The 22,916-nt window shown below is 66.7% G+C and carries 21 protein-coding genes and 3 tRNA genes; 11 read left to right on the forward strand and 13 right to left on the reverse strand.

Features of this window, described 5'->3' with window-relative positions; all coding sequences use genetic code 11:
- Nucleotides 1-172: 172 nt before the first annotated feature.
- Nucleotides 173-247 (forward strand) — tRNA-Met (locus F8S13_12935).
- 158 nt (nt 248-405) lie between these two features.
- Nucleotides 406-1,104, forward strand: coding sequence for a TetR/AcrR family transcriptional regulator (locus F8S13_12940; GenBank protein KAB8142466.1), 699 nt, complete (start codon nt 406-408; stop codon nt 1,102-1,104).
- Between the two features lie 42 nt (nt 1,105-1,146).
- On the opposite strand, the gene F8S13_12945 is transcribed toward F8S13_12940, so the two are convergent.
- The 8 genes from F8S13_12945 to lipA all read right to left on the reverse strand — a co-directional run bounded on the left by F8S13_12945 (nt 1,147) and on the right by lipA (nt 9,499).
- Nucleotides 1,147-2,001, reverse strand: a complete 855-nt coding sequence (locus F8S13_12945; protein ID KAB8142467.1) for a tetratricopeptide repeat protein — start codon at nt 1,999-2,001, stop codon at nt 1,147-1,149.
- Nucleotides 2,002-2,342: 341 nt separating this feature from the next.
- Nucleotides 2,343-3,584 carry an ABC transporter permease gene (locus tag F8S13_12950; protein KAB8142468.1) on the reverse strand — a complete coding sequence of 414 codons (1,242 nt, stop codon included), beginning with the start codon at nt 3,582-3,584 and terminating at the stop codon, nt 2,343-2,345.
- Between the two features lie 12 nt (nt 3,585-3,596).
- Nucleotides 3,597-4,841 carry an ABC transporter permease gene (locus F8S13_12955; protein ID KAB8142469.1) on the reverse strand — a complete coding sequence of 415 codons (1,245 nt, stop codon included), beginning with the start codon at nt 4,839-4,841 and terminating at the stop codon, nt 3,597-3,599.
- Nucleotides 4,786-6,363 (reverse strand): ABC transporter ATP-binding protein, encoded by a 1,578-nt coding sequence (locus F8S13_12960; protein ID KAB8142470.1) that lies wholly within the window; start codon nt 6,361-6,363, stop codon nt 4,786-4,788. The genes F8S13_12955 and F8S13_12960 overlap by 56 nt, the downstream gene beginning before the upstream one ends.
- Before the next feature lie 152 nt (nt 6,364-6,515).
- Nucleotides 6,516-7,724, reverse strand: coding sequence for a BMP family ABC transporter substrate-binding protein (locus tag F8S13_12965; GenBank protein ID KAB8142471.1), 1,209 nt, complete (start codon nt 7,722-7,724; stop codon nt 6,516-6,518).
- Nucleotides 7,725-8,253: 529 nt separating this feature from the next.
- Nucleotides 8,254-8,329 (reverse strand) — tRNA-Ala (locus F8S13_12970).
- Nucleotides 8,330-8,378: 49 nt separating this feature from the next.
- Nucleotides 8,379-8,455: transfer RNA gene (locus tag F8S13_12975), tRNA-Ile, on the reverse strand.
- A gap of 132 nt (nt 8,456-8,587) precedes the next feature.
- Complete coding sequence (lipA, locus tag F8S13_12980; protein KAB8142472.1) at nt 8,588-9,499, reverse strand: lipoyl synthase; 912 nt, start codon at nt 9,497-9,499, stop codon at nt 8,588-8,590.
- Nucleotides 9,500-9,707: 208 nt separating this feature from the next.
- Between lipA and ssuE the strand changes: the two genes are divergently transcribed.
- The 5 genes from ssuE to F8S13_13005 all read left to right on the forward strand — a co-directional run bounded on the left by ssuE (nt 9,708) and on the right by F8S13_13005 (nt 14,092).
- Nucleotides 9,708-10,298: an NADPH-dependent FMN reductase gene (gene ssuE, locus F8S13_12985; protein KAB8142473.1), complete on the forward strand. Its 591-nt coding sequence runs from the start codon at nt 9,708-9,710 to the stop codon at nt 10,296-10,298.
- A 10-nt stretch (nt 10,299-10,308) separates the two neighbouring features.
- Nucleotides 10,309-11,295: a sulfonate ABC transporter substrate-binding protein gene (locus F8S13_12990; GenBank protein ID KAB8142474.1), complete on the forward strand. Its 987-nt coding sequence runs from the start codon at nt 10,309-10,311 to the stop codon at nt 11,293-11,295.
- On the forward strand, nt 11,295-12,440 hold the full coding sequence (gene ssuD / locus F8S13_12995; GenBank protein KAB8142475.1) for an FMNH2-dependent alkanesulfonate monooxygenase: 1,146 nt from the start codon (nt 11,295-11,297) through the stop codon (nt 12,438-12,440). The genes F8S13_12990 and ssuD overlap by 1 nt, the downstream gene beginning before the upstream one ends.
- A 68-nt stretch (nt 12,441-12,508) precedes the next feature.
- Entirely contained in the window at nt 12,509-13,336 is an 828-nt protein-coding gene (locus F8S13_13000) for an ABC transporter permease subunit (protein ID KAB8142476.1), read from the forward strand.
- A gap of 21 nt (nt 13,337-13,357) precedes the next feature.
- On the forward strand, nt 13,358-14,092 hold the full coding sequence (locus F8S13_13005; GenBank protein KAB8142477.1) for an ATP-binding cassette domain-containing protein: 735 nt from the start codon (nt 13,358-13,360) through the stop codon (nt 14,090-14,092).
- On the opposite strand, the gene lipB is transcribed toward F8S13_13005, so the two are convergent.
- Nucleotides 14,059-14,790 carry a lipoyl(octanoyl) transferase LipB gene (gene lipB / locus F8S13_13010; GenBank protein ID KAB8142478.1) on the reverse strand — a complete coding sequence of 244 codons (732 nt, stop codon included), beginning with the start codon at nt 14,788-14,790 and terminating at the stop codon, nt 14,059-14,061. The genes F8S13_13005 and lipB overlap by 34 nt on opposite strands.
- 227 nt (nt 14,791-15,017) lie before the next feature.
- The gene (locus tag F8S13_13015; protein KAB8142479.1) at nt 15,018-15,554 is read right to left on the reverse strand and encodes a DNA starvation/stationary phase protection protein; all 537 of its coding nucleotides are present in this window, start codon (nt 15,552-15,554) and stop codon (nt 15,018-15,020) included.
- Between the two features lie 142 nt (nt 15,555-15,696).
- Between F8S13_13015 and F8S13_13020 the strand changes: the two genes are divergently transcribed.
- Complete coding sequence (locus F8S13_13020) at nt 15,697-16,437, forward strand: alpha/beta hydrolase (protein ID KAB8142762.1); 741 nt, start codon at nt 15,697-15,699, stop codon at nt 16,435-16,437.
- Between the two features lie 62 nt (nt 16,438-16,499).
- Here the strand turns inward: F8S13_13020 and sucD are convergent, their stop codons facing one another.
- The 3 genes from sucD to F8S13_13035 all read right to left on the reverse strand — a co-directional run bounded on the left by sucD (nt 16,500) and on the right by F8S13_13035 (nt 19,450).
- Nucleotides 16,500-17,378, reverse strand: coding sequence for a succinate--CoA ligase subunit alpha (gene sucD / locus F8S13_13025; GenBank protein KAB8142480.1), 879 nt, complete (start codon nt 17,376-17,378; stop codon nt 16,500-16,502).
- A 107-nt stretch (nt 17,379-17,485) separates the two neighbouring features.
- Entirely contained in the window at nt 17,486-18,196 is a 711-nt protein-coding gene (locus F8S13_13030) for a YggS family pyridoxal phosphate-dependent enzyme (GenBank protein KAB8142481.1), read from the reverse strand.
- A gap of 54 nt (nt 18,197-18,250) precedes the next feature.
- Nucleotides 18,251-19,450, reverse strand: coding sequence for a CPBP family intramembrane metalloprotease (locus F8S13_13035; GenBank protein ID KAB8142482.1), 1,200 nt, complete (start codon nt 19,448-19,450; stop codon nt 18,251-18,253).
- 431 nt (nt 19,451-19,881) lie between these two features.
- Here F8S13_13035 and F8S13_13040 point away from each other — a divergent pair, with 431 nt between their 5' ends.
- The 3 genes from F8S13_13040 (at nt 19,882) to F8S13_13050 (ending at nt 22,900) form a co-directional block, all read left to right on the forward strand.
- The gene (locus F8S13_13040) at nt 19,882-20,631 is read left to right on the forward strand and encodes an NAD-dependent deacylase (GenBank protein ID KAB8142483.1); all 750 of its coding nucleotides are present in this window, start codon (nt 19,882-19,884) and stop codon (nt 20,629-20,631) included.
- A gap of 61 nt (nt 20,632-20,692) precedes the next feature.
- Nucleotides 20,693-21,812 (forward strand): peptide chain release factor 2 gene (locus F8S13_13045; GenBank protein ID KAB8142484.1). Its coding sequence is split into 2 segments (ribosomal slippage): nt 20,693-20,764 and nt 20,766-21,812, totalling 1,119 coding nucleotides; the frame shifts between segments, so codons are not numbered across the junction.
- Between the two features lie 164 nt (nt 21,813-21,976).
- Complete coding sequence (locus F8S13_13050) at nt 21,977-22,900, forward strand: YitT family protein (GenBank protein ID KAB8142485.1); 924 nt, start codon at nt 21,977-21,979, stop codon at nt 22,898-22,900.
- Nucleotides 22,901-22,916 lie beyond the last annotated feature (16 nt).

The following is a 22,916-nucleotide window of genomic DNA, read 5'->3' on the forward strand; positions in this document are numbered from 1 at the left end:
TGAGCGCGGTGGCCCCACCCCGTCCCATCTCGAACCGGGTCGTGAAACACCGCAGCGCTGAAGGTACTGGCTCCCCTGGAGCTGGGAGACAAGGTCCGCGCGCCCACCAAACAACCAAGCCTGCTGGTCACCCGTGGCGCCCGAGGAGGGCATCACGGGTGCTGGCAGCTGACGCGGCGTGGAGCAGTGGCAGCTCGTCGGGCTCATAACCCGAAGGTCGGTGGTTCGAATCCACCCGCCGCTACCAAACAAGGCCCTGGAGCTGATAATTTATCGGCCTCAGGGCCTTTTCTTGTGCTTTATTTATGACACCTCAACCAAAAATTAACATCTTTTTTGATTCAGCGCAACTTTTTGTAGTATCATAGCCATTAATATTTTGGGTAAAGGTGGTGTTATCCGTTTATGGCTGATCTATCACTTCACCAGTTGGATGGCGCAGCAATCAGCAATCTACTCGAAACTATGGATGTGCCCCGCGTACCGCAGCAGGCCCGCAGTCGGCAGAAGCGCGATCTTATCCTCGGCGCGGCGGCGCAGCTCTTTGCGCAGCATGGCTACGATGCGACGACCGCCGACGATATCGCTGAGGAAGCAGGGGTGAGTGTCGGGACCTTCTACAGCTACTTTCGCAACAAGCGCCAGGTCTTTCTTGCCCTCTATGTCACGGTGCTTGAGTCGGTTGAGGCCCTTGGTATCTCGAATATCGACTTTAGCGTCGAGCCTCGGCAGGCCCTGCGGGAGCTGGTAAAACGTTCGCTGACGCGCTCGCCGCTCTACTATGGCCTGCATAGTGCCTGGGCCGAGCTGGCGGCGCGCGACCCCGAGCTGAATGCGCTGAGCGAGCGCTTTACCGAGACGCTCTATCAGCAGATCTTGACGGCGGTGCGGCGGGTGGTGGTGCAGGGCATGGCGTGGCCTGATCTGGATGCCGAGGAGGCCAGCTGCGCGATCACGCTGCTGCTGGATCAGAAGTGCCCGAATAAGCTGAGGAAGACGCTCGGGCTGCCAGAGGAGATGGCGCGGCATCAGGAAGCACTAGCGGACATGATCTATCATACTATTTTCCACGGAGGCCCCGGAGATCATGCGGCAGGCGCATAGCAGTGGTGAAACGAACCCGCCGATGAGGCGGGTTCGTTGCTTTCAGCCGATGTGGAGGCTGCGCCATGCGGCGGCCACAAATTTGCCCTGGGGTGCGAGCCGCTCGACCCCCTGGAAGTAGCTGCGGGCGCGCTCGGACTCGCCGAGGTTGGCCAGCAGCTCGCCGAGGATGTAGCCGATCTCGGCCTGGCTGAGCGGCGAGCATTTTGGCAGCAGGCCCTCGGCGGTGTGCAGCGTGAGCGAGGCCTCGGCGAGGCGCTGCTGGCTGATCAGCGAGGCCGCCAGGGCGCACTGGAGCGCAGCGGCAAGCTCGGGCGCGGGGGCGCTGGCGATACTGCTGCGGATCTGGGCTTCGACTTGCTCGGCGGGAGCGCCGCAGAGCCGCATGGCCTCGGCCATGTAGAGCCGGGCCTGGGCCAGCTGGGGGGCGAGCCGCAGCGCCTCGCTAGCGGCCTGCGCGGCCTCGTGCGGTCGCTCTAGCTCGATCAGGGCACCGCTGAGCGCGGCGTAGAAGCTGGGCTGGGCGGGCAGCAGGCGGATGGCCCTGCGCAGGTGCTGCTCGGCCTCGTCGGGGTGGCCGTGGGCCAGCGCGAGCGCCCCCAGCAGCGCGAGCGCGTCGGCAGACCAGGGGTAGAGCGCCAGCGCCACGCGCAGCAGCGCGAGCGCCTGGGTGGTGTGGCCGCTGCGGCTGGCCTGCTTGGCCAAGAAGAGGGCCATGGCGCGTGTGGCGAAGGCGATGATCAGCGCGGCGGTGAGGATGGCAAGAAACTGCGGGCTGCCGAGGGCGGCGTAGAGGAGAAGTGCCGCCACGAGCATGATGGCCTCGGGGACCAGAAGGAGCCAGCGAAGTACGAGGTGGTGCCTGGGATATGCTGTGAGATAGGCAGTTCCGGCCATAACCTCAGTCCTTTCTTCGTTGCTTGCGTTGTAGTGCTAGTCTACCAGCGATATGTGACACGTACTGTCACAGCGGATGCTGATTTAGCACGAATTTTCGCCCTTTCGCGAAGATTGGCATATGTTGCGGCCATGAAGGGCTGCTGGCGTGCTGAGGGGCGGTTTGTATGGCGAGGTGTTAGCGGTGGCGCAGCGGCGCTTTTCCACCGACAGAGAAAGCTTCTGCAAACTACCGGCGGAAGTATTCACCCAAATCGGTCTAGCACATTATTTTGCCTTGAGGATATAAAAAGCGCCCCAGCACTTTTTTCGTGCTGAGGCGCTTTTTTGGCGGCTATGCGCTACTTCTCGTAGGGCTTGCCTGCGGCGGCGGGGCCACGGGTGCGGCCCACCACGCCGGTGAGCACGATGATCGTGATGATGTAGGGCAGCATCTGGATGAACTGCGGCGGCAGGGCAAAGTCGAAGCCCTGGATCTTGATCTGCAGCGCGTCGGAGAAGCTGAACAGCATCGCGCCGCCCAGCGCCCCGGCGGGCGTCCAGTTGCCGAAGATCATGGCCGCCAGTGCAATAAAGCCGCGCCCGTTGGTCATCACATCGTCGAAGTTGAAGGTGGCCTCAAGCGAGAACCACGCGCCAGCCAGCCCGGCCACGAACCCAGCGAACAGCACGTTCATGTAGCGCATGCGGATGACGTCGATGCCCATGGTGTCGGCGGCGCGTGGGTTCTCGCCGATCGAGCGGGTGCGCAGGCCCCAGGGCGTGCGGAAGAGCAGCACGGTCATCAGCGGCACCATGATCAGCATGCTGTAGGCGATCGGCTGGTGGTTGAAGAAGATCGGCCCGAGGATCGGGATCTGCGAGAGCAGCGGGATGGGCAGGTTGGGCAGGGGGTTGCCCACGCTGCCCGCCGCCTGCAGCGGCAGGATGACCGAGGTGCGCAGGAAGCCGGTGACGCCCACCGCCAGGATGTTGATCACCGTACCGCTGATGGTCTGGTCGGTCTTAAACTGGATGGACAGCAGCGCATGGAGCATCACGATCGCGCCGCCAGCCAGGATGGCGGCGAGCACGCCGAGCCAGGGGTTGCCGGTGAGCAGCGCGATGATGAAGCCCACGCACGCGCCGGTCAGCATCAGTCCCTCGATGGCGATGTTCACGATGCCTGAGCGCTCACAGAGGATGCCCGCGATCGCGCCGAGCGCGATCGGCGTGGCCAGCCGCACGGTGCGGGCCAGCAGGTCGACCAGATCTACGCGGTCGCCTGAGATTGCCCAGATCAGGATGGTGAACATGCCAATGAAGATCATCGACCCCACATAGATCGGGATGATCCGCGTGTAGGAGCGGATGAACATAAAGATGCCCGTCCCGATCAGGCCCAGGCTCAGGATGGCGATGGTGAGCAGGGTGGGCAACCGGATGTCGAGCAGCGATGGGTCGCTAAATTTCGCGCCAGGCGAGGTGATGCGCAGGGTCGATAGGGCCTCCCATGCGATATGGTTGGACACCAGGAGAAAAAGCAGACACGCAAAGAGCATGCCGATCAGGCCGACGATCCGCGCGCGGTTGAACAGTTTCATATGCTCCTCGCCCTAGCTTCCCCAGCCGCGGGTAGCCACAGCCTGTCGAGAGTCGACCTTCTTGATGCGGTAGACCAAGCGGATGATGTCGGGGGCGGCCACGAACACGATCACTAGCGCCTGGATGATATTGATCAGGTTGATTGAGATGCCGCTCTGCAGCTGCATCAGGCCCGCGCCGTTGCGTAGCGCCCCCCAGAACAGCGCCGCAGGCAGGATGCCGATCGGGCTGCTCTTGGCCAGCAGGGCCACCGCGATGCTGTCCATGCCGTAGCCTGCCGAGAACGACGACTTGAGGTTGTGCTCGACGCCCAGCACGGTGACTGCGCCCGCCAGCCCGGCCAGCGCGCCGCTGAGCGCCATGGCCAGCACAAAGTTCTTGGTGATGCTCATGCCGGCGTACTTGGCGGCGCTGGGGTTCTCGCCCACAGTGCGGATCTCGAAGCCGGTGGTGGTGCGGTTGATCAGCCAGTTGATAAACACCGCCACCACGATGGCCAGCAGGAAGCCCGCGTGCAGGCGGAACTCGGGGCCGAGCAGCAGCGGCAGCTGGGCGCTCTCCTGGATGAAGGGCGTGCGCGGCGCGCTGGCCTTGGTGTCGCGGAAGGTGTTCTTGATCAGGTAGTCGGTGAGGCGGATCGAGATGTAGTTCATCATGATCGTGACGATCACCTCGTGCGCCCCGGCGCGGGCGCGCAGGAAGCCCGGCACCGCGCCCCAGATCGCCCCGCCCGCCGCGCCGACCAGCAGGGCCAGCGGCACGTGGATGATGCCCGGCAGGCCCTTGAAGGCGAAGCCTGCCACGGCGGCGCAGATCGCCCCGATGCCGAGCTGGCCCTCGGCCCCCACGTTGAAGAGGCCGCACTTAAAGCCCAGCGCTACGGCCAGACCGGCGAAGATGAAGGGGGTTGATTCGACAAGGGTGTTGGAGATGGCGCTGAGGCTGCCGAAAGCGCCGATGAAGAGGCCGCTGTAGGCCGCGATCACGCTGGCACCGGTGGCCGCGATGATCAGCGCGCCGATCAGCAGCGCCGTGATGATGGCCAGAATAGGCACGAGCGCGCTGAGCAGAAGCTCTCGCCAGTTGACCGCCGTGCGGGCCGACCTGGCTGTGGGCGTGGTCGACATGGATACACTCCCTTTGCTGTAGTATGGTTGGTTGTTGTTGCTGCGAGACACGACGTTGTGCTTGCACTTCAATCTAGAGCGGCGCTCCGGCGGCTGGCGGCTCGTCGGCGGCCACGTGGGGCGTGGCATCCGACTCGACTGGCTCTTTGGTGATGCCCGCCATCAGCAGCCCCAGGCCCTCGCGGGTGGCCTCGGACGCAGGCAGGGTGGCGATGATCGTGCCCTTGAACATGACGGCGATGCGGTCGGCCAGGGCCAGGATCTCATCCAGCTCGGCGGAGACCACCAGCACGGCGGTGCCCTCGTCGCGCTGGCGGATGATGCTCTTGTGGATGAACTCGATCGAGCCGACATCCAGACCGCGGGTGGGCTGCGAGGCGATCAGCAGCTTGAGCGGGCGCGAGAACTCGCGGGCCACCACCACCTTCTGCTGGTTGCCGCCCGAGAGCTTGCCCGCCGCCGTCTCGATGCTGGGCGTGCGCACGTCGAACTGCTTCACCAGATCGTCGGCGTTTTTGTTGATCGCCTGCTGGTCGCGCACCCAGCCCTTGGCGAAGGGGCTGCGGTAGTAGCTGGAGAGCACCATGTTGTCGGCGATCGAGTAGCCGCTGACCATGCCGTGGCGGTGGCGATCCTCGGGGATGTGGCCCAGGCCTGCCTCGAACAGGCTGCGCGATGTGGCGTTGGTCACATCGCTGCCCAGCAGCTGCACCTGGCCCGCATCGGCGTTGCGCAGCCCGGTGAGCGCCTCGACCAGCTCGGCCTGGCCGTTGCCCTGCACGCCCGCGATGCCCAGCACCTCGCCCGCGCGCACCTCAAGCGACAGGCTGTCGACGGCCAGCGCGTTGCGGTCGTCGTAGACCCGCAGGCCGCTGATGCTGAGCACTGGCTGCTTGGGGCTGGCTGGGCCTTTGGCCACCGTGAGCGAGACCTCGCGGCCCACCATCATGGCGGCCAGCTGATCCTCGCTGGCGGTCTTGGGGTCGGCGCTGCCGACCACCGCGCCGCGCCGCAGCACGGTGATGCGGTCGGCGATCTTGCGCACCTCTTTAAGCTTGTGGCTGATAAAGATTATGGATTTCCCCTGCTCGCGCAGTGAAAAAATAACATGAAAGAGATCTTCGGCTTCCTGAGGGGTGAGCACGGCGGTCGGCTCGTCGAGGATGAGAATATCGGCACCCCGGTAGAGCGCCTTAATAATTTCTACACGCTGCTGCACGCCAATCGCCAGGTCTTCGACAATCGCTTCGGGGGGCACGGCTAGGCCATACTGCTGCGACAGCTCGCGGATGCGCGCGATCGCGGTCTTCTGGTCGAGCAGCGGGCCGCTGGTGATCTCTTTGCCCAGCATGATATTTTCGGCTACGGTGACGGTGGGCACCAGCATGAAGTGCTGGTGGACCATGCCAAGCCCAAGCTGGATGGCATCGAGCGGGCTGTGGATGGCAACTTTTTTCCCGCCGATGAAGATCTCGCCCTCGTCTGGCTGGTAGAGGCCGTAGAGGATGTTCATCAGGGTGGATTTGCCCGCGCCATTTTCGCCAAGAAATGCGTGGATCTCACCTGGTTCGAGCGTGAAGCTGACCTGATCGTTGGCGAGGACGCCAGGGAACCGTTTGGTAATGGTACGAACTTCGAGCACGGGAGGCATAGCGCACCTTAATTTTCTCAGACGTGCTTATTTATGATAAAAGGCCTGGAGCAAATTCTCCAGACCCTGGTGTTGGCCGCAGCGAGGCTTTGCTGCTAGTAGCATAACATAAAAAGGGAGAGGCTTAGCCTCTCCCTTTTCGCATAGGCCGATTAGGGCAGGGTCACGTTGGTCTTGATCGAGCCGTCGGCAAGGCCCTTCTGGATGCTGTCGAGCTTGGCCTTCACATCCGCCGACACGGCGCTGGCCGCATCGTGGAAGTCGGCCAGGCCCACGCCGTCGTTGGCGGCGTTGAACAGCACCGTGCCGCCCTTGAACGAGCCATCGACCGCCGACTTGACGGCGTTGTAGACGGCCACGTCCACGCGCTTGAGCGCGCTGGAGACCAGCTTGTCGGCGCCCTTGGTCGCGCCCTTCTGGAAGGTGGTCAGGTACTCGTCCTGGTCGACGCCGAGGACGAACACGCCCTGCTCGGCGGCGGCCTGGATGCCGCCCGAGCCGGTCTGGCCGCCAGCGCCGAAGATCACGTCGGCACCCTCGGAGATGAAGCTGCGGGCCGCCTCAGCGCCGCGGGCGCGGTCGGTGAAGCTGTCGATGTAGACCTTCTGCACCTTGACGTCGGCGTTGATGGCCTTCACGCCGTTCTCGTAGCCGAGCACGTAGCGCTGCACCGGCGGGATCTCCTGGCCACCGATCACGGCGACCGTGCCGCTCTTGGTGAGCGAGGCGGCCAGCGCGCCAGCCAGGTAGCCGGCCTCGTCCTCCGAGAAGGTCAGGGCCTGCACGTTGTCGATCGGCGGGTCGTACGAGGAGTCCACGATGGCGAACTTGACATCGGGGTGCTTCTCGGCAGCCTCTTTGATGGCATCGCCCATCAGGAAGCCCACGCCGATGATCATGTTGTAGCCCTCGCCCACCAGCTGGTCGATGTTCTTGCTGTAGTCGGCCTGGGCCTGGGTCTCGATATATGCCGTCTGGACGCCCAGCTCGGCCTCGGCCTTCTTCAGGCCCTCGTAGGCGAACTGGTTGAAGGTGCCGTCGTTGATCTTGCCTACGTCGGTGACGAGGCCAACCTTGAGGGTGGCACCGCCCGCGCTCGCGGTGGCGCTGGCCTCGGTGGTCGCGGCGGCGGTGGCCTCGGCGGTAGCCTCGGCAGTGGCCTCGGCGGTGGCCTCAGCAGTGGCCTCGGCGGTGGCCGCAGGAGCCTCGGTAGCAGCCGGAGCCTCGGTGGCAGCCGGGGCGGCGGTGGCGGCGGCTGGGGCGGTGGTGGCCGGGGCGGCCGGGGTCGTCGTGCCGCAGGCTGCCAGCGTCGAGCCGAGCAGCGAGAGCGTCAGGACCACTGCGCTGAGTGGTTTTCGCATAGGAATCTTCCTCCGTCCATAACATAACTATGGAAACAGCACCATCCAGCGGGCATTGCTGCGCCACCTTTTGGCGAACACAGGATAACATATTTTAAACAGTGTGATGCGGTCGCCGAACAAGAAAGCGACCTATGAGGCCACGCCCCTAAGTCGCCGATGACCGATGGTGGGATGTTGGTGAGTTGCCGGATTATACCAATGCTTGCGGCATGCTGCAATAGGGGTGCCAGGGCGTTCTAGGGCTACCTGATGCTGGATATGGCTGTGATGTTGGGTGCGGAGAGATCGCGCTGCGTGGGTTTTGTGCGGAAAGCACAGGAGCAGAGGGCGGGGATTTAGTGGCTTTGTCCAGAGCGTGGCGGGCGCGGGCTGAGTTTCTGTGGTTCGCTCTCATCAAATTCTTATTTTTAATGGCGCATCCACAGCTCTTTTCTTGCTTTGCGGCACAAACGATATCGCGATGGGATCTGGCCTTTCACCAACGAAAAAGCATCAGGGCGGCCAATTGGCCGCCCTGATGCGGAAGTGGTGGAGCAATGGGGATTCGAACCCCAGACCTACTGCGTGCAAAGCAGTCGCTCTCCCAACTGAGCTATTGCCCCAATAAAAAAGGAAGGAGTAAGTCGAATTCTTACCACTTCCTTCATTGTTTGGTGGGCGTAGGTGGACTCGAACCACCGACCTCGATCTTATCAGGATCGCGCTCTAACCATCTGAGCTATACGCCCGTTCGCTTTCGACGTGCGGGATTATAGCATTATCGGGGTATCTTGTCAAATCGGCCATATCGGGCGTTGGGATGCGGGTGCGGGGCGTCGGCCCCATGGGCGGGGCCGACGAATTTCTGCGGGGTTTTGAGCCTACTGCGGCACGTGGTCGTGGGCGTGGTAGCTCGACCGCACCAGCGGGCCGCTCTCGACGTGGCGGAAGCCGCGCCGCGCGCCCTCCTCGCGGTACATCTGGAACTCGGCGGGCGTCACATAGCGGTCGATCGGCCAGTGCGAGCTGGTGGGCGCGAGGTACTGCCCAATGGTGATCACATCCACATCCATGCTGCGCAGATCATCCATCACCTCGATCACCTCGGCGGGCTGCTCGCCAGCGCCCACCATGATGCCGCTCTTGGTCACCACCCCGCCGCCCAGCTCGCGGGCGCGGCGCAGCAGCTCTAGCGACTGGGTGTAGCTGGCCTTGGGCCGGAAGCGCCGGAACAGCCGTGGTACGGTCTCGATGTTGTGGTTCAGCACGTCGGGGCGGGCCTGCATCACCACGGCGAGCGCGTCCCAGTTGCCCTCGAAGTCGGGGATGAGCACCTCGACCTTGCAGTCGGGCAGGCGCTGGCGGATCAGGCGGATGGACTCGGCGAAGATGTGCGCGCCGCCGTCGGGGGCGTCGTCGCGGTTGACCGAGGTGAGCACGGCGTGCTTGAGCCGCAGGTGCTCCACCGCGTCGGCGATCCGCTCTGGCTCCTGCTCATCGATCGGCGCGGGCTTGCCCTTGGCGATCGCGCAGTAGCGGCAGCCGCGCGTGCACACGTCGCCCAGCAGCAGGAAGGTGGCGGTGCGGTGGTTCCAGCACTCGCCCATGTTGGGGCAGCGGGCCTCCTCGCACACGGTGTGCAGGCGCTTCTCGCGGATGAGCGAGCGCACATCGGTGTAGTTCTCGCCGGTGGGCGCCCGCACCCGCAGCCAGTCGGGGCGGCGCGGCGCGGCGGGCTGGTCGGCCTTGGCGCTGGGCGCGCTGGTGGGGGTGAGCGGTATGAAATCGGCCATATGGCGATGCCTTTCTCTACCTTGAGTCGGGTGGTGGGTTGCGAAGTGTCATCTTCTCGTTTCCGTACTATAACATACGCGCCGTGCGATCTTCTCAAGATCGCGCTTTTTGGGGCAGAATTAATACTTGACAAACTTGATCAAGTAAATTAGTATCACCACATCCATTCTTCGTGCTGCGCAGCACAATCTTTCAGAACACCACTCTATGGGCCTCTACCGCCCACAAGCGACAGGAAAGGAGCACCCTGTGGCCGAGGTTGTGACACTTGCTGGGAGCCTATCGGCGCGCTCGCGCTCGACGGCGGTGCTGGGCTATGTCCGCGAGCAACTGGCGGCGCGGGATGTTGCGGTGCGGCATATTGCCCTCCAGGGCCTGCCCGCCGAGGATGTGCTCTACGCGCGGGCCGACGCCACGCCGATCCGCGACGCCATCCGCCAGATCGAGCTGGCCGATGCGCTGGTGGTGGCCACGCCGATCTACAAGGCGGCCTACAGCGGCGCGCTGAAGGCCTTTCTCGACCTGCTGCCGCAGCGCATCCTAGAGCGCAAGGTGGTGCTGCCGATCGCCACTGGCGGCTCGCCCCACCACCTGCTGGCGATCGACTACGCGCTGAAGCCAGTGCTTTCGGCGCTGGGCGCGCAGCACGTGCTCAGCGGCGTGTACCTGCTGGATGCGCACATCCAGCTGGGCGAGGATGGCCGCGCGGATTTCGAGCCGCTGTCGCTGGCGCGGCTGGATGCGTCGCTGGATGCGCTGGCCGCCGCGCTGCCGCTGGCCCGCGCGGCGCTGGCGTAGGGGGTAGACGATGAGACTGCGACACAACCCCCTGGTGCGCGGGCTGCTGGCTGCGGCGGCGCTGGCCCTGCTGACCGCGTGCGCCGCGCCCAGCGCCGTGGCCCAGCCCCAGCCGCTGAGAACGCTGCGCATCGGCTACCAGAAGGGTGGCACGCTGCCCATTCTGAAGGCCCAGCAGCGCCTGGAGAAGCGCTTCGCCGACCAGCAGATCGCCGTGACATGGCTGGAGTTCCCCGCCGGGCCGCCGCTGCTGGAGGCGCTGAACGCGGGCAGCATCGACATCGGCGCGACCGGCGAGTCGCCCGCGATCTTCGCGCAGGCGGCGGGCACCCCGCTGGTGTACGTGGCCGCGCAGCAGAGCGACGTGGCCGGGCAGGCCCTGCTGGTGGCCAAAGACTCGCCGATCACGAGCGTGGCCGACCTGAAGGGCAAGAAGGTGGTGCTGGGCAAGGGCACCAGCGCGCACTACTTCCTCATCCAGGCCCTGAAGGATGCAGGCCTGAGCTACGGCGATGTCGAGCCGGTCTTTCTGAACCCGCCCGACGCGCGGCCCGCCTTCGAGAGCGGCTCGGTGGACGCTTGGGCGATCTGGGATCCGTATCTGACGCTGGCGCTGAAGTCGGGCCAAGCCCGCGTGCTGCGCGATGGCGCGGGGCTGCCGCAGCGCCACACCTACTACCTGGCCGCCCGCAGCTTCGCGCAGAGCCACGGCGATGTGCTGGGCGGCGTGCTAGATGAGGTGCAGCAGGTGGAGCAGTGGTCGAAGGCCAACCCCGACCAGGCCGCCGCCGCGCTGGCCCCGGTGGTGAAGATCGATGAGTCCATCCTGCGCGAGATCGCCCACCGCACGCCCTACGGCCTTGAGCCGATCAGCGAGCAGATCGTGGCCGACCAGCAGGATGTGGCCGACACCTATGAGCAGCTTGGCCTCATCCCCAAGAAGATCGTGGTGGCCGATGCGGTGTGGCAGTGGCGCACGCAAGAAGGAGCGAAGTGATGAACGTCCTCTGGTTCTTCCCCACCCACGGCGATGGCCGCTACCTGGGCAGCGACATCGGGGGCCGCCCGGTGACGCTGGAGTACCTGCAGCAGATCGCCAAGGCCGTGGACTCGCTGGGCTACGCTGGTGCGCTGCTGCCCACCGGGCGCAGCTGCGAGGATGCCTGGATCATCGCGTCGGCGCTGCTGAGCCATACCCAGCGCATGAAGTTCTTGGTGGCTGTGCGCCCCGGCCTCAGCTCGCCCGCCCTGGCGGTGCGCATGGCCGCCACCTTCGACCGGCTCTCCGGCGGGCGGCTGCTGATCAACGTGGTGACAGGCGGCAACCCCGACGAGCTGGCGGGCGATGGCCTGCACCTAGCCCACGACGAGCGCTACGCGCTGACCGACGAGTTTCTGTCGGTCTGGCGCGGCCTGCTGGCGGGCGAGACGGTGGACTTCGCGGGCGAGCACCTGCGCGTGGATGGCGGCCAGCTGCTGTTCCCGCCGGTGCAGCACCCCTACCCGCCGCTCTACTTCGGCGGCTCGTCGCCTGCTGCGGTGGAGGTGGCGGCCAAGCATGTCGACCTGTACCTGACCTGGGGCGAGACCCCGGCGCAGGTGGCGGCCAAGATCGCCGAGGTGCGCGAGCGCGCCGCAGCGCACGGGCGCACGCTGCGCTTCGGCATCCGCCTGCACGTGATCGTGCGCGAGACCAGCGAGGAGGCCTGGGCCAGCGCCAACGACCTCATCCGCTATGTGGATGATGCCGCCATCGCGCAGGCCCAGGCGGCCTTCGCCCGATCCGACTCGGTCGGGCAGCACCGCATGAGCGCGCTGCACCACGGCGGCAGCCGCGCGGCCCTGGAGATCAGCCCCAACCTGTGGGCGGGGGTGGGCCTGGTGCGCGGCGGCGCAGGCACGGCGCTGGTGGGCGACCCGGCCACGGTGGCCGAGCGGCTGCGCGAGTACGCCGACCTGGGCATCGACACCTTCGTGCTCTCCGGCTACCCCCACCTAGAGGAGGCCCACCGCTTTGCCGAGCTGGTCTTCCCGCTGCTGCCGCTGGATCACCCCATCGCCGCGCAGCAGGGGTTGCCGCAGCAGGGCGAGCTGCTCGGGGCGCGGGCCTACCCGCGCGAGCTGGCGCTGAGCGGGCGCTAGCGGCTGGAGCGCTGGCGCGGGGGCTTGGCCGCGCGCCAGTATGGCCTGGCGAGAAGACGAGAAGGAGAATGACCATTCTTGCAGGAGCGACACAGGAGCCAGCCGCCCTCGCCGCGCCCGCCCGCCGCCGGGCCTGGGCGCGGCCCAGCCTGCTGCCCTGGGCGCTGCCCCTGGCGCTGGTGGCGCTGTGGCAGGCGCTCTCGGCGCTGGGCCTGATCAGCGCGCGGGTGCTGCCCGCGCCGCTGGATGTGCTGCGCGCCGCCCTGGCGCTGATGGAGGGCGGCCAGCTGCTGCGCGACATCGGCATCAGCACCCAGCGGGCGCTGCTGGGCTTTGCGCTGGGCGGCGGCCTGGGTTTCGCGCTGGGCCTGATCAACGCGGTCAGCCCGCTGAGCGAGCGTCTGCTCGACAGCTCGGTGCAGATGCTGCGCAACATCCCGCACCTAGCGCTGCTGCCGCTGGTGATCCTCTGGTTTGGCGTGAGCGAGCAGGCCCGCCTGTTCCTGGTGGCGCTGGGCGTGTTCTTCCCGCTCTACGCCAACACCTTCCACGGCATCCGCACGGTGGACCACGGCCTGATCGAGATGGGTCAGGTCTACGGCCTCTCGCGCTGGGCGCTGTTCTGGCACATCCTGCTGCCGGGCGCGATGCCCTCCATCCTGGTGGGCGTGCGCTACGGCCTGGGCGTGATGTGGCTGACGCTGATCGTGGCCGAGACTCTGGCCGCCAACAGCGGCATCGGCTACATCACCATGAACGCCCGCGAGTTCATGCAGAGCGATGTGGTGGTGATGGGGATCGTGCTCTACGCCCTGCTGGGCAAGCTGGCCGACTCGCTGGCCCGCCTGCTAGAGCGCTGGCTGCTGGCATGGCACCCGCGCTATGGCCGGGCCTAGCGCCTATCGTGGAGGGGGAACATGACACAAGGGGTAGCGATCCAGCTGGAGCGGGTCGAGAAGCGCTTTGCTGCGCAGCCGGTGCTCAGCCGCCTGGATCTGGCGATAGCGCCCGGCGAGTTTGTCGCGGTGATCGGCAAGAGCGGCAGCGGCAAGAGCACGCTGCTGCGGCTGGTGGCCGGGCTGGATGTGCCCAGCGCCGGTGCGGTGGTGATCGACGGCCAGCCGCTGCGGGCACGCAACAGCGAGGCCCGCGTGATGTTCCAGGATGCGCGGCTGCTGCCCTGGAAGAGCGTGCTGGAGAACGTGGGGCTTGGCCTGCCCGCCAGCGGCCTGGGCCAGCGCGCCGCCGAGGCGCTGGAGCACGTGGGCCTGCACGACCGGGGCGGCGCGTGGCCGCTGGTGCTCTCCGGCGGCGAGCGCCAGCGTGTGGCCCTGGCCCGCGCCCTGGTGAGCGGCCCGCGCCTGCTGCTGCTCGATGAGCCGCTGGGCGCGCTGGATGCGCTCACCCGCATCGAGATGCAGCTGCTGATCGAGCGGCTCTGGCAGGAGCAGGGCTTCACGGCGGTGCTGATCACGCACGATGTGGAGGAGGCGGTGGCCCTGGCCGACCGCGTGGTGCTGATCGAGCACGGCCAGATCGCCCTGGATCAGCGGGTCGATCTGCCGCGCCCCCGCGCGCGCGGCAGCGCGGCCTTCGCGGCGCTGAAGGGCCAGCTGCTTCAGCGCGTGATCGGCAGCGGCTGGGACGTGTAGTCGGCAAGGTCGGGCGGCGGCGCGGCCTCGGCGATCTCCACCGCGAACACCTGGGCGAAGCTGGCCACCACCGCCTGCTCTAGCTCGGCGCGGGATGGGGCGTGCGCCGCGCCCAGCAGCCGCTCGATCGAGGTGACGCCCTTGCCCTCGATGCCGCACGGCACGATCTTCTGAAAGTAGCTCAGGTCGGTGCTCAGGTTCAGCGCGAAGCCATGCTGGGTGACGCCGCTGGAGCTGAGCTTGACCCCGATGGCGCAGATCTTCTCCTGCCCCACCCACACGCCGGTCAGCCCGCCGATCCGCTGGCCCGGCAGGCCGTAGCGCGCCAGCGTCACGATGATCACGTCTTCGAGCATGCGCAGGTAGCGCGCCACATCCCCGCCGTGGCGCGAGAGCTTGAGGATGGGGTAGCCCACGATCTGCCCTGGCCCGTGGTAGGTCACATCTCCCCCGCGATCGCTCTCGATCACCTCGGCCCCCTGGGCCGCCAGCAGCGCGGGCGGCACCAGGAAGTGGCCCTCCTTGGTGGCGCGCCCCAGTGTGTAGGTGTGCGGGTGGCCCAGCAGCAGCAGCGTGTCGCCCACCAGCCCCGCCGATCGCCGCTGCGCCAGCTCGCGCTGCATGGCCCACGCGGCGTTGTAGGGCATCTGGCCCAGCCGCAGCAGCGCGATCGCCGCTTTCTCGGTGTGTATCTCCATCGACCTTCTCATGAAAAACCGTAAGGCGCTTTTGTCGGCCCGCATTATAGCATTTTGAGATGTCAAGAGACGTGGCGCAGGCTGTTGGAAGGGGTGGCGCAGGTTGTTGGAAGGGTGGCACAGGCTGTTGGAAGCGTGGCGCGGTATCTCGGCAACAAGACAGATGCAAGATCACACAAAAAAAGGAGCGGGCCTAGGCTCGCTCCTTTCGATATCTACGGGTGGCGCTAGGCCTCGTCGCTGTCCTCAAGGAAGGCGCGCAGCATCCAGGCCATCTTCTCGTGGGCCTCCATCAGGCCAGTGAGGAAATCGCTGGTGCCCATATCGTGGATCTCCTCCTCGGTCTTGTCCACGAACTCGCGCAGGTTGCGGATGACCGCCTCGTGATCGGCGGTGAGGTTGGCCACCATCTGCATGGCCCCGATCCGCCCGCCCGCATCTTCCTTCAGCGTGGCGCAGTCCAAAAACTCGCGCATGCTGCCGAAGGCGGTGTAGCCCAGGGCGCGCACGCGCTCGGCCACCTCGTCGATAGCCTGCTCAAGCTGGGTGTACTGGGCCTCCAGCAGCTGGTGCAGCGAGTAGAACTGCGGGCCGGTCACGTTCCAGTGGTAGTTGCGGGTCTTGATATACAGCACGTGCTGATCGGAGAGCACGCGGTTCAGCACATCCGCCGAGGCGGCGCGCTCTTTGTCGTTCAGGCCAATATTGATCGCACTCTGCTTTTTCTGCTTAGCTGTCGCAGTCATCACGGTCCTCCTGATCATCGAACCCACTCGGGCCTCTGCTGATTCTAGTAGCACAGGCTGTGCCACAGGGTGCGGTTTTGGGGGCGGGAAAAACCGGGCGCGGGCGGCGTGCGTAGCTTGCTGCAATCATTGGAAGAAAGGTGCGACGGTGCGACGATGGATGCGGAATACCCTGCTGGCGCTGGTGGCCGTGGTGGTGCTGGCCGTGGCGGGCTTTGTGGCCTGGGCCGAGCTGCCGCTGGGCGCGCAGGATGTGGCGCTGGCCGCGCTGCGCTCGGATGATCGCGTGGTGGTGAGCGAGGGGCGCTGGCTGGCGTTTCAGCCTGCGGGCGGGGCGGGCGACACTGGCCTGATCTTCTACCCCGGCGCGCGCGTGGACGAGCGGGCCTACGCGCCCGTGCTGCGCCAGATCGCCGCGCAGGGCTACCTGGTGGTGCTGGTGCCCATGCCGCTGCACCTGGCGATCTTCGACGGCGACGCTGCGGATGACGTGCGCGTGGCCTACCCGGATGTGCGGCGCTGGGTGCTGGCCGGCCACTCGATGGGCGGCGCGATGGCCGCGAGCTACGCCCACGCCCGCCCCGATGCACTGGCGGGCATTGCGCTGTGGGCGGCCTACCCGCAGGCTAGCGACAGCCTGGCCGACCGCACCGGGCTGCGTGCGCTGGCGGTGTTTGGCGAGCTGCATGGCCTAGTCTCGCCCGATGAGCGGGCGCAGGCCCAGGAGCGCATGCCGCCCGATATGCGCACCCTGGTGATCGCGGGCGGCAACCACGCGCAGTTCGGCAGCTACGGCGCGCAGCCGGGCGACGCGCCCGCCGCCATCGACGCGGCGGCCCAGCAGGCCCAGGTGGTGAGCGCCACGCTCGACCTGCTGTGGGATGTGGCTGCCGCGCCCTAGGCGGAATAGCACGGCGCGGCTCCCCAGTGGCTGGGGGCCGCGCCGTGCTGTGCGGGTCGATCCTACGCCTGCATCGCCTCTTTCACCAGCAGGGCGATGTCGGTGGGCTGGCGGGCCACCTTCACACCCACCGCCTCCAGCGCGGCGATCTTCTCCTGCGCGGTGCCCTCGCCGCCCGAGATGATCGCGCCCGCGTGGCCCATGCGCTTGCCCTCAGGGGCGGTCTGCCCGGCGATAAAGCCGACCACCGGCTTGGTGACGTGCTCCTTGATGTAGCGGGCAGCCTGGATCTCGGCGTCGCCGCCGATCTCGCCGATCAGCACGATCGCCTCGGTCTGCGCATCTGCTTGGAACAGCGCCAGCACATCGATGAAGCTGGTGCCGATGACCGGGTCGCCGCCGATGCCCACGATCGTGCTCTGGCCCAGGCCCAGCCGCGTGAGCGCATCGACCGCCTCGTAGGTGAGCGTGCCCGACTTCGAGACCACGCCCACCGGGCCAGCGGCCACGATGTTGCCGGGGATGATGCCGACCTTGGCCGCGCCGGGGGTGAGCAGGCCGGGACAGTTGGGGCCGATCAGGCGCGCGCCCTTCTCCTGGACATAGGCGTAGGTGGCGATCATGTCGTTGGCGGGGATGCCCTCAGTGATGCAGACGATCAGCGCGATACCGGCGGCGGCAGCCTCGCGGATGGCGTCGGGGGCGAAGGGCGCGGGCACGTAGATCACCGAGGTGTTTGCGCCGGTGGCCTTCACGGCCTCGGCGACGGTGTTGAATACGGGAACCCTGCCATCGACGGCCTGCTGCCCACCACGGCCCGGCGTGACGCCAGCTACCACGTTGGTGCCATAGTCCAGCATGGCGCGGGCGTGAAAGGTGCCCTCGTTACCGGTGATACCCTGGACAACCAAGCGGGTGTTGTTATCGATCAGGATGCTCATCGTCGATACTCCTTGAGCCAATGAGGATGGTGTTCTCTGTCGCAAAGCGGGTTTATCCTAGCATATGCGTTGACAAAGCGCAATGCGGCGTGGCGCTTTCACAAGCGCTAGCGCTGGCCGAAGATCGCCCGCCCGACCCGCACCATGGTCGCGCCCTCGGCGATGGCGGCCTCGAAGTCCTCGGACATGCCCATGGATAGCTCGGCCCAGGGCGCGGCGGGGAAGCGGCGGGCCAGCTCCTCGCGCAGCAGGCGGGCGGCGCGGAAGGTGGGCAGCGGGTCATCGCCATAGGGCGCGATGGTCATCAGGCCGGTGATGCGCAGCCCCGGCAGGGCCAGCGCCTGCGCCACATCGGCGAAGAAGCCATGGGCGGCGGCGGGGCGATCCTGCCACATGGCTAGGTCGAAGCCCTCCTTGGAGGCCTCGCCAGAGACGTTGACCTGCAGCAGGGCCTCGCGGGGCGGCTGCCCGGCCTCCTGCACATGGCGGGAGATAGCCTGGGCCAGCCGCAGGCTATTGACCGAGTGAAGGCAGTCGAACAGGGCTGCGGCGCGCTTGGCCTTGTTCGACTGGAGGTGGCCGATCAGGTGCCACCTAGCCCCCTGGCCCGGCAGGCCCAGGATCTTCTGCTCGGCCTCCTGGATGCGGCTCTCGCCGAAGTCGCGCAGGCCCGCCGCCAGGGCCTCGGCGATCCGCTCCATGGGGAAGGTTTTCGAGACCCCGATCAGCCGCACGGTCTGCGGGTCGCGCTGGGCGGCGCGCGCGGCTCGGTCGATGCGCTCCTGGATCTGCGCGATCCGATCTGCTAGAGATTCCACGACGTGATTCCTTGGGTAGTGGCGCGGTTTGCTGCCGCCATTATAGGCCAAGCGCTACTCGCCGAGGCCAGGAATCTGCAGCGCGCTTGCCAGGATCAGCAGGAAATCGTAGGTGCCGTGGGCGATCGCGCTGGTGCTGGTGTTGGTGCGCTTGCGCAGCACGCCCAGCGCCATGCCGACCAAGAAGACCACCAGCAGCGAGTCCCAGCTGTACTGCAGGGCGTGCAGGCTGACAAAGAACAGGTTGGAGAGCAGGATGCCCGCCCTGGCCTGCAGCACGCCGCGCACCGCCAGCTCCTCTCCCAGCCCGGCGGTGACGCCGATCACCACCGCGCCCACCGGGCTGATGGCGAAGCTGAGCAGGCTGCCGAAGGCCTCGCTGTCGGTCTTGGGCCAGCCCAGCGCGCCCCACAGCCAATCTACCCCAGCCGAGAGCGCGGTGACGGCCAGCACCAGCGCCACCGCCGCGCCCAGGCCCACGGCCACCTGGCGCAGCGAGGGCCGCACCAGACCCAGTCGCTGGCAGGTCTGGCGCAGGCTGCGCACCTGGCCGTAGCCCACCGCGAACACCGTGGCCGGCACCAGCCACAGCAGGCCGTAGATCGTGCTCAGCAGCATGCCGGTGTCGCTGCGGCCTTCGTTGATCGACTCGCCCAGCCCCATCTGGCGCACCATGGTCAGCAGCGGCGGCTCGCCCAGCACCACCAGCGGCAGGAAGCACAGCAGCGTGGTGCCGACCACCACGGACAGCATCACGGTGTGCACAAACGACGACGGGTCGATCGGGATGACCCGGCTGAGCCTCCGGCGCACTGGGGGCAGCGCCACAATACCTGCCGCCACCCATGCGGCCAGCACGCCGACGCCCAGCCACACCAGCTTGGCCCCACCGCCATCCACCAGGGTCGGGTCGCCCGCCTGCATATTGGGCGCGAGCGTTGTCCAGCTCACCAGCATGATCATCAGCCCGCCGCCGCCCAGCAGCGCCAGCAGCGCCAGCAGCGCGCCGACCATGCCCAGGGCGTGGCGCTGCCCCAGGTAGGCCAGCACCGCCAGCAGCATAAACGGCAGTGCCTCGACCGCACCCTGGGCTATCTGCCCGAGCTCGGCACCCGGGCTGCCGAGCAGCCAGCCGAGCAGCGCCAGCACCAGCGGCAGCAGCAGAAAGCCGAGGATGAGCCACCAGCGCTGGGCTGGGCGGGGCTGGGCCTCGGGGGAATCCTGCCCATACGAGGGGGAGGAGATCGTGGTCATAGGGGGAAGCTCCTTTGGGGCTAGGTAGACCCGCCGAGCGTATGGCGCGGCGGGCAGGTATCGATATAGGTTCTACGAAAAGCATGCTCGATTTGTCGCATGCTGTCGCCCTAGAAGCAAGAACAGCGCCAGAGCAGGCGTGGCGGGCGAAAATATGTGCGGAAAACCCCTTGCTTTTTCCTCGGCTGGTCGCTATAATACCAGCATCGACTTTGCAAAATGCCGTTCAGGCACAAAGGAGGTGATGCCTATGAGTAGTCAGCGTCAGGGCATCGCCGGAGTGGCGGCCCGCTAGCGCCACAGCGGCGATGTCCTTTTCCACAGAAGCGCCCGCACCGGCATGGTGCGGGCGCTTTGTTGTGCGCCGCGCCTTTGCGGTGGGGTTGGGCATATGGTACGATACATAATGGCCATGGAGAAGAAGAGGCACTATGGATCAGCAGAGCGAGCAAGCAGCGGCGCTTATTCAGCGCTCGGAGCGGATCGTGGCGCTCACGGGGGCGGGCATCAGCGTGCCCTCGGGCATCCCCGACTTCCGCAGCAGCTCGGGGCTATGGGCTAGCGAGAACCCCATGCTGGTGGCCTCGGTCGAGGGCTTCGCCCGCGACCCGCGCCAGTTCTACCGTTGGATCGGCCCGCTGCTCGACCAAGTGCTGCTGGCCAAGCCCAACCCGGCCCACTACGCCTTTGCCGAGCTTGAGTGGCGCGGCCAGCTGCGCGCCATCATCACGCAGAACATCGACGGGCTGCACCAGAAGGCAGGCTCGCACGAGGTCTTCGAGCTGCACGGCCACCTGCGCAGCGCCACCTGCGTGGCCTGCGGCCAGCGCGTGCCCAGCGAGCCGCTCATCCCCCAGGTGCGCCAGGGCGAGGTGCCGCGCTGCAGCTGCGGTGGGGCCTTCAAGCCCGACCTCGTGCTGTTCGGCGACTCGCTGCCCATGGGCCTCTACTGGCTGGCCATCGAGGCGCTGCACCAGTGCGACCTGCTGATCGTGGCGGGCACCTCGCTGGAGGTGGCACCGGTGAGCGAGATGCCGCTGGAGGCGCTGCGGCGCGGCGCCAAGGTCATCCAGATCAATAAATCACCTACCTACCTCGACGCAAGCGCCACCATCACGCTGGCGGGCGACGTGGCCGAGATCTTGCCCCGGCTGGTGCGCCGCGCGGGGGCGATAGGCTAGGGCGCGCACGTTATTCGCACGCCGCCGCGCGGGCGGCACGATACCACTGTTGGAGCAGACTTTGACAAACGAGAACCTATACACCGAACTGGAGGCCCTGCGGCTGCGCGATGCCAGCGTCCGCGGGCGGCTTTGACCTCGCTGCGAAGCAGGAGGAGATAGCCCAGCTAGAGGAGCGCACCGCCGACCCAGGGCTGTGGTCCAACCCGCAGGAGGCCCAGCGGCTGATGCGCCAGCTGAGCCAGCTGAAGGCCGATGTGGCCCGCTGGGATGCGATCGGCGGCCAGATCGAGGGACTGGGCGAGCTGCTGGAGCTGGCCGACGCCGAGGGCGACGAGGATCTGCTGGGCGAGATCGCCCGCGAGCTGCAGGCCGCCGTCAAGACCATGGACGAGCTGGAGATCTCGGTGCTGCTGAGCGCCCCCTACGACGACCGCGACGCCTTCCTTTCAATCAAGGCGGGGATGGGTGGCACCGATGCGCAGGACTGGGCCGAGATGATGGAGCGTATGTACATCCGCTGGGCCGAGCGCCGCGAGTACAAGGTGAATGTGCTTGAGCGCAGCGAGGGCGACGAGGCGGGCATCAAGAGCGTGACGCTGGAGATCCGCGGCCCCTACGCCTACGGCAACGCCAAGGCCGAGGCGGGCGTGCACCGGCTCATACGGCTTTCGCCGTTCAACTCGGGCAATACGCGGCAGACCTCGTTCGCGGGCGTGGAGATCATGCCCGAGGTCGATGATGCGCCCGAGGTCACGATCAAGCCCGAGGATCTGCGGATCGACGTGTACCGCTCGGGCGGGCACGGCGGGCAGGGCGTCAACACCACCGACTCGGCGGTGCGCATCACCTACCGCCCTGGCACGCCCGAGCAGATCGTGGTGACGTGCCAGAACGAGCGCTCGCAGATCCAGAACAAAGAGACGGCCATGAAAGTGCTGCGCGGGCGGCTGCTGGAGCGCGAGCTGCAGCGCCAGCGCGAGGAGCGCGCCAAGCTGAAGGGCGAGTACCGCCAGGCCGACTTCGGCAGCCAGATGCGCACCTACTACCTGCACCCCTACACCCTGGTCAAAGATCACCGCACCGACCAGGAGACCAGCGATGTGCAGGCGGTGCTGGATGGCGCGCTCGAACCCTTTATCGAGTCGTATCTGCGCTGGAACGTCGGGCGCGACGCCTAGCGCTGCCCCACCACGCCCGACGCGCGGAGGACGCGCGTCGGGCGTGGCTGTGCCATGGGCGCGGGCCGCTGGCGGCGCGGCCTGCGGACGCCTTTTAACAAACACTACTGCTACGGCCCGCCCGCGTAGAGCGGCGGCCTGCGTTTTGACCTGTGAGGTTTGAGATGAAGATGAAACAGATCTGGCCGGTGCTAAAAGACTATACGATGATGACGGTGGGCGCGGTGCTGGTGGCCGCGTCGATCAACCTGTTCTTTGTGCCAAATAATGTGGTGACGGGCGGCATCATGGGCGTGGCTATGATGCTCTACAGCTTCTTCGGCCTGCCGATCGGCGTGGTGACGCTGGCGGCCAACATCCCGCTGTTTATCATCGGCTGGAGGCAGCTGGGCGGGTTCATGTTTGGGGTGCGCACGCTCTACGCCACGGTGGTAGTCTCGGTGGCGATCGACCTGCTCGCGCCCTTCATGCACTCGGTCACCAAGGATCCGCTGCTCTACATCCTCTATGGGGCGCTGCTGGATGGCATCGGCGTGGGTCTGGTGTTCCGCGCGCGCGGCACCACCGGCGGCATCGACATCCTGGCGCGGCTGCTGGAGCAGCGCTTCGGCATCCAGCCTGGGCGCAGCCTGCTGGTGATGAACATTGTGGTGTTCGGCGGGGCATTTTTCAGCTATGGCTCCGAGCCGGTGCTCTACGCCATCCTGGCCGCGTTTATCGGCAGCTTCGTGCTGGACTACACGCTGGCGGCGGGCGGCAGCGCGCGCCAGGCGCTGATCATCAGCAGCAAGCCCGAGGCGGTGACGCACGCGCTACTGCACGATCTTGGGCGCGGCGTGACCATGCTGGAGGGGAAGGGGGGCTATACAGGGGATCAGCGGGCGGTGCTGTTGTGCGTGGTGTCGCGCAATGAGATCAGCTTTGTGAAGAACATCGTATCGGCTGCCGATCCGCATGCCTTCCTGATCATCGGTGATGTGAGCGAGGTGCTGGGGGAGGGGTTCCGCACCTTTGCCCACCGGCCCGAGCCGCAGCCAGCGGTGGTGAGCACCCCGGCGCTGGCTACTGGCGAGGAGAAAGCTGTGTAGGGAGGGCGCCGGCATG

The sequence above is a fragment of the Chloroflexia bacterium SDU3-3 genome, from assembly GCA_009268125.1.
Classification (GTDB): Bacteria; Chloroflexota; Chloroflexia; order Chloroflexales; family Roseiflexaceae; genus SDU3-3.